The 12,218-nt window shown below is 44.5% G+C and carries 13 protein-coding genes; 2 read left to right on the top strand and 11 right to left on the bottom strand.

Going from position 1 to position 12,218, the window contains the following annotated elements; translation table 11 throughout:
- The 8 genes from VF500_RS00065 to VF500_RS00030 form a co-directional block, all read right to left on the bottom strand.
- Nucleotides 1-650, bottom strand: a 650-nt coding sequence (locus VF500_RS00065; RefSeq protein WP_330857720.1) for a sulfite exporter TauE/SafE family protein, incomplete at its 3' end; no start/stop codon positions are given.
- The gene (locus tag VF500_RS00060; RefSeq protein WP_330857719.1) at nucleotides 647-1,069 is read right to left on the bottom strand and encodes a FixH family protein; all 423 of its coding nucleotides are present in this window, start codon (nucleotides 1,067-1,069) and stop codon (nucleotides 647-649) included. The genes VF500_RS00060 and VF500_RS00065, both read right to left, overlap by 4 nt.
- A gap of 4 nt (nucleotides 1,070-1,073) precedes the next feature.
- On the bottom strand, nucleotides 1,074-2,447 hold the full coding sequence (gene ccoG, locus VF500_RS00055) for a cytochrome c oxidase accessory protein CcoG (RefSeq protein ID WP_330857718.1): 1,374 nt from the start codon (nucleotides 2,445-2,447) through the stop codon (nucleotides 1,074-1,076).
- 19 nt (nucleotides 2,448-2,466) lie between these two features.
- Entirely contained in the window at nucleotides 2,467-3,366 is a 900-nt protein-coding gene (locus VF500_RS00050; RefSeq protein ID WP_330857717.1) for a cbb3-type cytochrome c oxidase N-terminal domain-containing protein, read from the bottom strand.
- Nucleotides 3,363-3,554, bottom strand: a complete 192-nt coding sequence (locus VF500_RS00045) for a hypothetical protein (RefSeq protein ID WP_121228714.1) — start codon at nucleotides 3,552-3,554, stop codon at nucleotides 3,363-3,365. Before VF500_RS00045 ends, VF500_RS00050 begins: the two co-directional genes overlap by 4 nt.
- 5 nt (nucleotides 3,555-3,559) lie before the next feature.
- Entirely contained in the window at nucleotides 3,560-5,686 is a 2,127-nt protein-coding gene (ccoN, locus tag VF500_RS00040; protein ID WP_330857716.1) for a cytochrome-c oxidase, cbb3-type subunit I, read from the bottom strand.
- A gap of 82 nt (nucleotides 5,687-5,768) precedes the next feature.
- Entirely contained in the window at nucleotides 5,769-5,930 is a 162-nt protein-coding gene (ccoS, locus tag VF500_RS00035; RefSeq protein WP_330857715.1) for a cbb3-type cytochrome oxidase assembly protein CcoS, read from the bottom strand.
- On the bottom strand, nucleotides 5,927-8,317 hold the full coding sequence (locus tag VF500_RS00030) for a heavy metal translocating P-type ATPase (protein ID WP_330857714.1): 2,391 nt from the start codon (nucleotides 8,315-8,317) through the stop codon (nucleotides 5,927-5,929). Before VF500_RS00030 ends, ccoS begins: the two co-directional genes overlap by 4 nt.
- Nucleotides 8,318-8,473: 156 nt before the next feature.
- On the opposite strand from VF500_RS00030, the gene VF500_RS00025 reads away from it, so the two are divergent.
- Nucleotides 8,474-10,255, top strand: coding sequence for a hypothetical protein (locus VF500_RS00025; RefSeq protein WP_330857713.1), 1,782 nt, complete (start codon nucleotides 8,474-8,476; stop codon nucleotides 10,253-10,255).
- 238 nt (nucleotides 10,256-10,493) lie between these two features.
- Here the strand turns inward: VF500_RS00025 and VF500_RS00020 are convergent, their stop codons facing one another.
- Nucleotides 10,494-10,733 carry a hypothetical protein gene (locus VF500_RS00020; RefSeq protein WP_330857712.1) on the bottom strand — a complete coding sequence of 80 codons (240 nt, stop codon included), beginning with the start codon at nucleotides 10,731-10,733 and terminating at the stop codon, nucleotides 10,494-10,496.
- Nucleotides 10,734-10,784: 51 nt separating this feature from the next.
- On the opposite strand from VF500_RS00020, the gene VF500_RS00015 reads away from it, so the two are divergent.
- Complete coding sequence (locus VF500_RS00015; RefSeq protein ID WP_330857711.1) at nucleotides 10,785-10,964, top strand: hypothetical protein; 180 nt, start codon at nucleotides 10,785-10,787, stop codon at nucleotides 10,962-10,964.
- A 9-nt stretch (nucleotides 10,965-10,973) separates the two neighbouring features.
- Here the strand turns inward: VF500_RS00015 and VF500_RS00010 are convergent, their stop codons facing one another.
- Both VF500_RS00010 and VF500_RS00005 read right to left on the bottom strand, forming a co-directional pair.
- Nucleotides 10,974-11,576: an HAD family phosphatase gene (locus tag VF500_RS00010; RefSeq protein ID WP_330857710.1), complete on the bottom strand. Its 603-nt coding sequence runs from the start codon at nucleotides 11,574-11,576 to the stop codon at nucleotides 10,974-10,976.
- Between the two features lie 107 nt (nucleotides 11,577-11,683).
- Nucleotides 11,684-12,218: glycoside hydrolase domain-containing protein (locus VF500_RS00005; RefSeq protein ID WP_330857709.1), on the bottom strand; the 535-nt coding region annotated here is incomplete at its 5' end.

Here is a 12,218-nt window from a genome sequence, read left to right as displayed (position 1 = left end):
AAATAAGGAATATTCAGATTCAATCCCCGCAAAATAAACCAGAAACCAAGGCAAACCATCAGGTAAGGCATGGCCCGGTTGATTCGTCGCCTTACAACCGGCCCTATAAAACCCGAACTGATAGTAGCCACCAGCATCAGCGGGAAAGTACCCATTCCAAACCAAAACATATACCCGGCGGCATCTGCAGGCGATGGGCTGTTAACTGCCCCCACCAGCGCCAGGTAAACAAAGCCGCAGGGTAAAAAACCGTTAAGCAATCCAACAACCAAATGACCTGCCCGGTTCTTCAGGGCGTATTGCAGCAGCTTGTTAATGGGCGATAACATAACAGGAGCCAGCTTCATTTTTGATGATCTTCTCAACTTAAATAAACGTGAGAGACCAGCCATAATGATCAACAAACCGCTAATCAAACTTATCCCCTGCTGCAAGCCGAAAAGCCACAATTGCTTACCAATAAAACCTATCAGCAAGCCTAAAAATGTATAAGTAATTACCCGGCCAATGTTATAGAGCAGCTTATCTGTAATGATAAGCCACCAGCGGTTTTGCGAAACAGGTACGGCAAAAGCAAGAGGGCCGCACATGCCAATGCAATGCACACTCCCAAACAATCCTATAAAAAATGCGATCTGGTTGTTACTCATTTAATATATACCTCCTTATGATATAGATAAGCTTTATGGTCGCTTTCCCATTCAAATGTTAATTGCCAGGGGCCTTTGGCCATGCCCTGCAGATCGATTTCGGCTGATTTACCGGCACCGCTATCCAATTTAAACGACCTGTCCATAGTCTTATCAGAAGGACGCATAAAACTCACCTTTCCGGTTACCGGTTGGGCGAAAGCCATTATGAGCCAGTCATTGTTCTGTGTTATTACCGGTTCGGCGTGATCTTTATTTACCTGTTCTTCGCGGCTATGGTCTTTGTTGAAACTCAATCCTTTTTCATAGTACTGATGATCATAATCGTCCGCAGGTGCATTGAACATATAGATACACATGCTCAGGATAAACAGCATAAAAGCCGCCATCCCTGCAATAATTCCTTTTCCCCAATTCATTTGCTTAATCGTTTATTGGTCCTATAAAATTGGTGCTTACCGTTTGAATAACCTGGTGGTCAACTATTAATCGCAAACGGATCTTTGTTTTAGCATTGTGGATCTGTGAGGCGGGCAGCATAACAAAAAACACGGTTTTCTCAGTTCCTCCTTTGGCAACAACTGCAGGCGCCTGGATGTATTTTATTTTGATCGAAGGATCATCGGCCACAATAGTTATATTTTTATTTTTATCTGTTTTGTTGATAATCTCGGCGTTATAGATATTGCTGATATACCCTCCGGGTTGTTGCTGATAAAGCATCCCGGCACTGCGCATCACCGTCATATCCATATCGCTGCGACTGAAAATAAAGTAACTCAACACAGTTACCAAAATGGTGATCACTGCTGTATAAGCCATCATACGCCCTGTGAAAGTTGGCTTCTCTTTCAGCCTGATCATATTTTCGGAAAAATAACCGATCAGGTTGCGGGGTTTGCCAATCTTGTCCATCACCTGATCGCAGGCGTCAATGCAGGCAGTACAGTTAATACATTCTATCTGTGTTCCCTTGCGGATATCGATACCTGTTGGGCAAACTGCAACGCACAAACTGCAATCCACGCAATCACCTTTCAGGTTAAAGGGATCAGCAACCTTGCTTAATTTACCCCTTGGTTCGCCACGTACATCGTCATAAGCCACCACCAGTGTATGCTGATCTATCAATACACTTTGCAGCCTGCCATAGGGACATATCACCGTACAAACCAGCTCACGTACCTGGCTATAAACCAAATAAAACACCAGCGTAAAAACCCAGATACTGGCAAAACCCACCAAATGCAGTGTAATAGGTTCCACCATTATCCTGATCAGATTTTCGCTGCCGATGATATAAGCCAGAAAAGTATTGGCTATCAGGAACGATACCAGTACGAATAAAACATGCTTGATCGCTTTCTTTCTGATCTTTTCCTTAGTCCAGGGACCGGCATCCAGCTTTTTGCGTTTGTTGGCGTCACCCTCGATCATGATCTCTATCTTGCGAAAAACCATCTCCATAAAAATGGTTTGCGGACAAATCCAGCCGCAAAAGATCCTCCCGAAGGCAATGGTAAACATCACAATGCAAACCAGAAAGACCAATGAGGCCAGCGCAAACAGGAAAATATCCTGCGGCCAAAACACCTGCCCCAACAGCACAAAATGCCGGTTCATAAAATCAAGCAGCAGCAATGGCTGCCCGCCGATGCGTAAAAACGGTCCGCTGAAAAAGAAGATGAGATAGAAATAACTCAGCCAGCTTCTCCATTTATAAAACCTGCCCTTGCGCACCAACGGATACATCCATTGCCGCTTCCTGTTTTCCTTGCCCGCCAGTAATCCTTCCATTGTTTAAGTGATAAATATGCTATACCTTTTTTGCCGCCTTAACAGCATCATCGCTTTCTTTTTCGCCCTGCGGCTCTTTAGCGCCCGCCGGATTGGTACCATGCAATGATTTTATATAGTTTGCCACATCCGAGATCTGTTTGGGCGATAACTGCTTTTCCCAGGTAGGCATTCCCTTGGCTTGTATACCGTACTTGATGGTTTTAAACACATCATTGATCTTGCCGCCATGCAGCCAGTAATCATCAGTAAGGTTGGGACCAACAACACCCTGGGCATGATCACCGTGGCAGGGTACACAACTTTGCTTAAATATGGCCTGGCCGGAGGCAAGTACCGCCGGTTCCGCATCTAACTTTACTGTGTTTTCATCAACCCGGTTGGCCGCTTTGCTTAAATAAGCTTTCTTAGCGATATCTGCCTGTGCCATCTCAGTATTATACTCTTCGTATTGTAGCTGCCCGAAATGAAAAACGTGATAGTTTAACAGGTATCCCACAGAAAAAATGATGGTAGCGTAAAACAGGTACATGAACCAGGCCGGTATCGGGTTATCCAATTCCTGGATGCCGTCATAATCATGCTCAATAAGCAGTTCTTTTTCTTCGGCAAGCGGTCTTAAGGATAGCAGCTTGTTCCAAACTTCAGCCTTGGGCTTTTTAACCTTTTTAACGGGGGCCATTTCAGCGGCTATCTGCGCTTCCGTGTACCCCTGTGATTTGAGGACTACCCTGGCAAGTACTTTAAAAGTCCGGAGCAGCACCAGCATCGCCACAACAAACAACAGTAGCATTGCTGCAATTATCCAGTAAGCTATTTCGTTTTGCAGATCGTCGGGGATCAGGTTATCAGCAACAGCCATGCCCGGCTGTATCAATAATATAAATGGTATTAAAAACAATATGCGGTAGTGTTTCATAGCTGATAAGGATTAAGTGATTCGCCGTTACCGTCCTCCAATGGCAGGTCGCTCATATGGTCGATATGTTGTTTCCGGAGGCGCAAAAGCAGTACAGATACCACAATAAAAAACACCAGGAATATGGCTAAGGAAAAAAGCAGGTACACCTGGGTACCATTAATGCTTTCTGTAAATTGTTTAAACATGCTATTTATTTACTGGCTGTTTTGTTGGCTTTAATATCAGTCCCGAGGCGTTGCAGGTACGCAATAATGGCTATTACCTCTTTATCGTTCTTGATTTTGATATGATCGGTATAAAGGTTGGCCGCTATTTCTTTGGCCTGCTTATCCAGATCGCGATTAGCTATTTTTTCATAGCCTGGCGCGTAAGGTACTCCCAGCGTGCGCATCGCATTTATTTTAGCAACGGTTGTGGTGGTGTCAAGTGTTTGGGTTAAAAGCCAGTCATAATTCGGCATGATACTTCCCGGCGACATCAGCCGTGGATCCATCAGGTGATTATAGTGCCAGGCGTTACCATACTTCCCTCCTTCGCGGGCCAGATCGGGCCCGGTGCGTTTTGATCCCCATAAAAACGGGTGATCGTAAACAAACTCTCCGGCCTTGCTGTATTCGCCATATCGCTCGGTTTCCGACCGGAAAGGCCTTACCGTTTGTGAATGGCAGTTTGAGCAACCTTCCCTGATATAAATATCCCGGCCCTGTAACTCAAGCGGCGTATAAGGTTTAACAGCAGCAATAGTTGGGATATTTGATGAGATAGTAAGCGTAGGCATCAGCTCAACAAACGTACCTATCAAAATCACGATCAAAGCGGCTATCATCAGTTGGATAGGTTTACGTTCGAGCGTGCGGTGCCAGGTGCCTTCTTTGGCGGCTTTTGGCAGCGGTTCAAGTGGCATTGCCTGTGCCGCTTCGTTAGCAACCAGTTTGCCCTGCATGGCGGTACGTACCAGGTTATAGGCCATTACAATTACCCCCAACAGGTAAAACCCGCCGCCTACAGAGCGCATCACATGCATAGGAATAATGCGTAGCGTACTTTCCAAAAAGTTTGGATATTTCAGGATGCCTTCAGGTGTGAACTCCTTAAGCATTAAGCCTTGGGTAAAACCAGCCCAATACATCGGCACCGCGTAAAACAGGATTCCTAAAGTGCCGATCCAGAAATGGAAGGACGCCATTTTTTTAGAGTAAAGCTGGGTTTTATAAATGCGTGGTATCAACCAATAAAGTATGGCGAAGGTTAAGAAACCGTTCCAACCCAAAGCACCTACGTGTACGTGGGCAATGATCCAATCGGTAAAGTGGCCTATGGCATTAACCTGTTTCAGCGAAAGCATAGGGCCTTCAAAAGTGGCCATACCATAAGCGGTAAGACCAACCACCATAAATTTCAGGATAACATCATCGCGCACTTTATCCCAAGCACCACGCAGTGTAAGCAAACCGTTGATCATGCCTCCCCAGCTTGGTGCTATCAGCATAATGGAAAAAGCTATCCCTAATGATTGCGCCCAGCCCGGTAACGTGGTATATAACAGGTGGTGCGGACCAGCCCAGATGTAAATAAATATCAACGCCCAAAAGTGCAGGATACTTAGTTTGTACGAATAAATTGGCCGGTTAGCCATTTTGGGTAAAAAGTAATACATCATACCCAAATAAGGCGTAGTAAGGAAAAATGCAACAGCATTATGCCCGTACCACCATTGCACCAGGGCATCCTGCACACCGGCATAAACCATATAGCTTTTAAAGGCAGATACCGGCAGTTCAAACGAGTTTACAATGTGCAATACCGCTATGGTAACAAATGTGGCTATGTAAAACCAGATGGCCACATACAAATGCCTTTCCCGGCGTTTAAATATGGTACCAAACATATTGATACCGAATACAACCCATATCAGCGTTATAGCAATATCAATTGGCCATTCCAGCTCGGCGTATTCGTGCGATGTGGTAAGGCCCAACGGCAATGTGATCACGGCCGAAACAATGATCAGCTGCCAGCCCCAAAAATGAATGTTACTAAGCAAGTCGCTGAACATCCTGGCCTTCAACAGGCGTTGCAATGAATAATACACACCCATAAAAATGGCATTACCCACAAAGGCAAATATCACGGCGTTGGTGTGTAAGGGCCGGATGCGGCCAAAAGTGGTATACTGGTTGCCCATGTTCATCCCCGGGCTATACAATTGTATAGCAACGATGAGGCCCACGGTCATCCCAATTATTCCCCAGATCACGGTGGCGATGCCAAAATTCCGCACGATCTTGTTGTCATAGTAAAATTTTTCGGGCTGCATAAAGTGTTTTTATTATGGTGTAAAACTATTGCCTTGGCTTAAGCGGCAGAATGATGGAGATTTGCACAAAAGATGACAGATATCACTTTTCGGTATCGGCATCATCCGAATCATCCAACAGGATGCGTACCGATGGCGTATACAGATCTTCGTTTTGCCCTGTCCGTTGGGCCCAGAAAAATGCAATAAGGAAAATGAGTGCAAGCACTACACTACACCCTATCAGAAAATAAATGACGCTCATGATAGCTTTCTTTTTTTGGCTGCGAAATGTGTGGCCAGGCTGGTGAACGAAATAATGGTTACCGTACTTACAGGCATCAGGATTGCTGCAAACAAAGGCGAGAGCTTGCCGGTGACGGCATAGCTTAAACCAATAAAATTATAGGTTAGGGAGATCAGGAAAGATGCATGAATGATCCTTACCGTATCTTTCGAAAACTGCAAAAATGCCGGTAACCTGCCAAACGACCGGCCATCCATAATGGCATCGCTGCCAGGCGAAAAGTTGTTTACATTATCGGTTACGGCTATGCCCAGGTCACTTTGTTTAAGTGCCCCTGCATCGTTCAATCCGTCGCCTATCATCATCACCTTAGCACCCTGTTGTTGCAGTTTGCCAATAAAATCAAGCTTATCCTGGGGCGACTGGTTAAAAAATAAGTTATCTGTTGTCTTAAAAAAACGGATCAGCTCAAATCGCTCGTGATCCTGGTCGCCCGATAAAAGGTATAATTTATAGTCCTGTTCAAGGTTGTTGATATTTTTCAGTCCGTCGCGGTATTGATGGGCAAAGGCAAAATATCCCCTGTAGTTACCATCTACCGAAACATGAACTTTGGTACCCGCCGAAGTGTCCCTGCTATACCCTGAAACATGCTGTTCGCTCCCGATCCGTACCTGGTACCCGTTCACCGAAGCCGTGATCCCACGGCCTGCTGCTTCCGTGAGTTCTGTTACTGGCAAACGTTTGTAGCTGCCGAGGTACCTGCATATCATTCTGCTTAGCGGGTGATTGGAATGCATACAAACATTGTAAACCAGTTCCCTGTCTATTCCGCTTAATTGTGCGTTCAGCTGAACATGATCATTATCGCTGGTAGTAATGGTACCCGTTTTATCCATCACAATGGTATCAATAGCAGCCAACTGTTCAACAACGGCGGTATTTTTCAGGTAGAAAAGGTTCCGGTCAAAAATGCTCAAAGCTGCCGACATCGTGAACGGTGTACTCAAAGCCAGCGCACAGGGGCAGGCAACTATAAGTACCGCAGTGAATGCGGCTATGCCCCTGTTTATATTGGTTGGCAGCCAAAACAGCACCGAGGCTATAGCTATCACCAATAAAACAATAGTAAAATACTTGCTTACCTTTTGGTTAAAGGTTTGCATCCGGTTGTCCTGCTTGCGGTTAAAGGCCTCATTGTTCCAGAGTTGGGTAAGGTAACTTTGAGATACGGGCTTTACCACCTCCAGTTCAATGGCTTCGCCGGTTTGCCGGCCGCCTGCATAAATAATTTCGCCCCAGGTTTTGTTTATTGGCACGGCTTCGCCGGTTACAAAACTGAAGTCTACAAGCGCGTGCCCTTTCAATAATATGGCATCGGCCGGGATGATCTCGTTATTACGGATCAGGATACGGTACCCGGTATGCAGATCCGAAAGTGGAATGGGCTTTTCCTTCTCATCGACAATAGTATTAACCGCTACCGGAAAAAACGAGCGGTAATCGCGCTCGAACGAGATATGATGATAGGTTTTCTTTTGAACAAACTTACCTACCAGTAAAAAGAACACCAGTCCGCAAAGTGTATCGGCAAAGCCTGCACCGGTATGCGTGATGACTTCAAACACAGTACGAACAAAAAGTACAGCGATTCCCAAAGCCAGCGGAAAATCAATGTTCAGTGATTTACGGCGAAGGTTTTGCCAGGCCGAAACAAAGTATTCCCGGCCACTGTAAAAAACCACCGGCAAACTAAACAACACATTTAACCAGCCAAAAAACTGCCTGAATGATTGTTCATAAGCCGATATCCCGAAATATTCAGGAAAGCTCAACAACATTACATTGCCAAAGCAAAACCCGGCAACTGCTATTTTTTGAACCAGGTGATCTTTAGTGGCGGCGTTTTGTTCTTTAATAACATCCTGCAAACTGATGAGCGGCTCGTAGCCTATATCATATAACAACTCTACCAGTTGCTGCAGGTTTAACCGGTGATGATCAAAGCGGATATTAAGCTGCTTTTTTAAAAAATCAACCCGGCAATAGTGTACAGCAGGATTAATTTTATTGAGCTTTTCCAGCAGCCACAGGCATGAGCTGCAATGGATATGCGGTATATAAAAAGTAACCATGGTAACCTGCTGATCGGTATAGTCGATAAGCTGGCTTACTATAGATGGTTCGGACAGATAGTCGAAACGCCTGTCGATCCGGGCACGGGTAGCCCCGGGATGGTCATTATAAGTATAATAGTTGCAAAGCTGGCTTTCTGACAGCAGCTGGTAAACACTTTTACAGCCGTGGCAGCAAAAATGCTTATCATCCAATATATAGGTTTCGGTTAAACAATCGTCACCGCAATGGTAACAGCTTATTTTTTCAATAGTTGGGCTTCCGGTCATGCTGTATATGCTTTCAGCTTCAAAACTGCCCTATAAATGCCGGATAAATAATGATGAGCAATTGCCGAAAATGTGATATCCGTCAGTTTTTGAAGCCTGCACCCTTTATAGTTTTGACAACCGGAACTACAGGTTCCACCAAAACAAAAAATCTGCATGAGCCATACATTTCATATCCCGGTATTAGGATTAGGATATTCTGTTGATACCCCATTAAAAGTTGCACGTTACGGCATCTCGTCGGTTATTTCGATAGTAGATGACGAACTGATTGAAAGGATGCGGGAGTATCATACATTAAGCAACAATAAACCTTTTACACCTATACTTAAATCTGCTCCTGATGCCCGGGCAAAACGGATCACCACATACCTTAACCTGGTTAATGAGTTAGTAAGCCGGCAATTTGAACAACTAAAAAAAGAGGCATTTGAACCTGGCAGCGACATCACCCGGTACTTTGAACTTTTGCCCGATTCATCGCAGCTTAAACAAGGTTATGAGTTGATGCTGGATTATCCCGACAACGAACGCAGGCAGATCTTTCAAAACATCCTGCGTAAAAAGATGAGCATCGGTGCTATCGACGTAAACATTATGTCGAAGGTAGATAAGATGAATTTCGATGGCGATGGGAACTATCTTGGCGATGAAAATACCGATGCGCTCGCTGCCCTGCGTGGCTTTGTTAACAGTTCGCTGCATTCATCAATCATACTATCGGCAGGGATGAACCCGAGGCTATATAGCTACCTGGAAACTTTTAATGAATTTTTACCGGATAACGAAGGTCATTTTAGCAAGCAGATCATCCTTAAGGTAAGCGATTTTCGCTCGGCATTTATACAGGCTAAATTCCTGGCAAAAAAAGGGTTGTGGGTATCTGAGTTTCGGGTTGAATCAGGATTAAACTGCGGCGGGCATGCCTTTGCTACTGAAGGTTTTTTACTTGGCCCGATACTGGAAGAGTTTAAAGAGAAACGGGCAGAAATGACCGCCGAACTTTTTCAATTATACACAGCTGCATTAACAGCTAAGAATATTGCCTGTGCAATTGTGCCCCAGCAACGCTTAACGGTACAAGGTGGCATTGGCACAGCTGAAGAAAATAATTTTTTGATGGAACACTACCGGCTTGATGCCACTGGCTGGGGAAGCCCGTTCTTATTAGTTCCGGAAACTACTAATGTTGATGAACAAACACTGATGCAGCTTGCAGACGCGACGACCGAAGATTTTTATGTAAGCGGGGCTTCACCATTGGGGATCTTGTTCAACAATTTCAGGCCTAACAGCATGGAACAGCTCCGGTTAAAACGCCTGCAAATGAACAGGCCCGGCAGTCCCTGTACCAAAAAATATTTGGTTACCAATACTGAATTTACCGACCAACCCATCTGCACTGCATCGAGGGAATATCAAAACTTAAAGATCAAACAACTGCAATCGCTTAACCTGCCACAGGATGAGCTGCAACAGCAGATTGATACAGTTACCGAGAAAATTTGCCTTTGTGAAGGATTATGTACATCGGCCTATATCAAATATGAGATCCTGAAATCAAAGGAAACACCTGCCGTAGCCGTATGTCCTGGCCCCAACCTGGCCTACTTTAACAGACTATACACCCTGGATGAAATGGTAAAACATATTTATGGCAAGCTTGACCTGCTGGAGAAAGTAAAGCGGCCTCATATGTTCATCAAAGAGCTTGACCTTTACATTGAATACTTACAAACCGACATCAAATCGCATTTAATAAACCTTACGGATAAGAAAAAGAAACAGTTGGATAAGTTTAAAGCCCAGCTACAGGAAGGCATCAGTTATTATAAACAACTGTTTCATAAATCTGCAGCTGTGTTAAACTTTAATATGGATTGGCTTAAAGAATTAAGCACGTTTGAAGAAGCTTTAGATCACCTGCCGATCCCTTAAAATCTGCCTAACTGCACTATATGAACTCAACTGCCGTCGTCCGGCGGGTTTCGTTGAGTTCATTAATACATTAACCAATAAATATACAATATAAAGAACGAGGCGGATTGTGACAGGCTATTAAGTTTTACTGATCAGCGCCCATATTTCCGGTGAGCACCTCCAGGTACAATCCTGCAGGCGCTCACCAATTCTTTATAAGCTTCCACATAAGGCACCTTTAATTTCGATGGCAATCCTATTTAACAATGTGGTCGGCTACTTTTTTTACGTTTTTTTTCTTTACCCCGGTTTTGGCACTAACGATGCCCGAAGCCTGATCCTTAGCTTCATCTTTTAGCTTGTGCTTAACTGACTTTATTACTTCGCCGCCGCTTTCGGTTAAAAACAGGTAAGCTAATACGCCTGCCAATGCCGCGCCTGCAGCTACAGCAACAATTAACCCTGTGTTATCTTCTTTTTTAAATGGATTTTTCATAACTACTTAACAAAAGAGACTGCTAATTGTTAGGATAAAAAAGGAGGAATTATGCCCTGGTATAACGGTGATTACCCGCCATCATATAAAAATCAACCCAAGAAAATACGGGACAAAGCAACCGAGATCGCTAATGAAGTACTAAAAACAACCGGTAATGAAGGTGAAGCCATTGCAACCGGCTTAAAACAAGCCCGTGCTCATTTCAAAAACAAAGAAAAGCCGAAATAATCCGATAAATTATAACTGATCGATGCGCACCCAGGCCATGCCGGCGGCTGTTGCAGCTATCGTTCCAGCCTCTCCGTCTTCAAACACAAGACAGTCACCAGGGGCAACTCTCAGCAATTCCGCGGCTTTCAAAAAAGGATCGGGAAAAGGTTTGCCCCGCTCGGTTTCGCCGGCGCAAACCATCACTTCAACAAGATCCGCTATCCCCAGTACCTGGAGCGTTCTTTCTACAGCAATTCTGCCGCTACCGGATACCACGCCGATCTTCACTTTTCCAACATGCGCCCGCAGATGATCAACCACATGAGCTATCGGCAATGTATGCGCAATATATTCGTCCAGAAACAATTTATACTTCTGTTCCTTAAACTCCAGCGGGTCAAAATCTGTCCCGTATTTTTTATTGATCTCTTCAATTACATTGATCACCGGCCAGCCGGCCAGCTCATCTATTATACCGCCTTCAATTACGTGACCTTTATTTGCAGCTACTTTTATATAGGTTTCTTTATGTGCACCCATATTATCTGCCAGGGTGCCATCGCAATCGTACAGAAAAGCTTTATATCCTTTGCTCAGGTTAGTTAGTTGCTCAAGTTTTGAATTTTCCATCGTCGCAAATATAGCCCTTCAGATGTTTTATGAGGGAATATCTTTAACCGAAAGCGGCCGTACCATATTATGGCACGGCCGCTTTCTTATCTGCTAAAAGCAATTATTTACTTAGTAACTATATTTATCCGGCCGCCCGTTTTAAACAGGTCATGCGATACAAAATAACCGCTGTTTGCCTTTCCGTTTACCTGTATTGAGGTAACAGCCCTGCCCTTTCCGGGCTTGCTGATTGTTAACGTTTTACCATTACTGGTTGTCCATTTCACTTCATCGAAAAGAGGCGCAGTTACAATGTATTTTGGATCGGTTGCCGAAAACGGATATAAACCCAGCGCACTGAAAACATACCATGACGACATTTCGCCCGCGTCGTCCATGCCGCTAAGCTCCAGGCCTTCATCGCCAATGCCATACAGGTTATTTAAAATATAGTCGATTATTTTTTGTGATTTCGCTGGTTTATTGATGAAAATATAAGCGAAGGGTGCTTCGTGATCGGGCTGGTTGCCCTGGCAGTACTGACCTATCATGGTTTCTACATTGCGGGCAATATAGTTAGGGTTCCATGGCAGAGTAAATAATGAGTCGAGTTTTGATTCAAAGTCTTTTGACCCGCCGTAAAGCTTGATCAGCCCCGGC

Origin of the sequence: Mucilaginibacter sp. (genome assembly GCF_036383575.1) — a bacterium.
Lineage (GTDB): Bacteria > Bacteroidota > Bacteroidia > Sphingobacteriales > Sphingobacteriaceae > Mucilaginibacter.
Note: the sequence above shows the minus strand (reverse complement) of the source record. Positions and strands in the feature narration are given on the sequence as shown.

Bases quoted from the DNA above. Each gene is read 5' to 3' on its own strand.
- VF500_RS00060 (WP_330857719.1), bottom strand. From the start codon at position 1,069: ATGAATTGGGGAAAAGGAATTATTGCAGGGATGGCGGCTTTTATGCTG.
- ccoG (WP_330857718.1), bottom strand. From the start codon at position 2,447: ATGGAAGGATTACTGGCGGGCAAGGAAAACAGGAAGCGGCAATGGATG.
- VF500_RS00050 (WP_330857717.1), bottom strand. From the start codon at position 3,366: ATGAAACACTACCGCATATTGTTTTTAATACCATTTATATTATTGATA.
- VF500_RS00045 (WP_121228714.1), bottom strand. From the start codon at position 3,554: ATGTTTAAACAATTTACAGAAAGCATTAATGGTACCCAGGTGTACCTG.
- ccoN (WP_330857716.1), bottom strand. From the start codon at position 5,686: ATGCAGCCCGAAAAATTTTACTATGACAACAAGATCGTGCGGAATTTT.
- ccoS (WP_330857715.1), bottom strand. From the start codon at position 5,930: ATGAGCGTCATTTATTTTCTGATAGGGTGTAGTGTAGTGCTTGCACTC.
- VF500_RS00030 (WP_330857714.1), bottom strand. From the start codon at position 8,317: ATGACCGGAAGCCCAACTATTGAAAAAATAAGCTGTTACCATTGCGGT.
- VF500_RS00025 (WP_330857713.1), top strand. From the start codon at position 8,474: ATGAGCCATACATTTCATATCCCGGTATTAGGATTAGGATATTCTGTT.
- VF500_RS00020 (WP_330857712.1), bottom strand. From the start codon at position 10,733: ATGAAAAATCCATTTAAAAAAGAAGATAACACAGGGTTAATTGTTGCT.
- VF500_RS00015 (WP_330857711.1), top strand. From the start codon at position 10,785: ATGCCCTGGTATAACGGTGATTACCCGCCATCATATAAAAATCAACCC.
- VF500_RS00010 (WP_330857710.1), bottom strand. From the start codon at position 11,576: ATGGAAAATTCAAAACTTGAGCAACTAACTAACCTGAGCAAAGGATAT.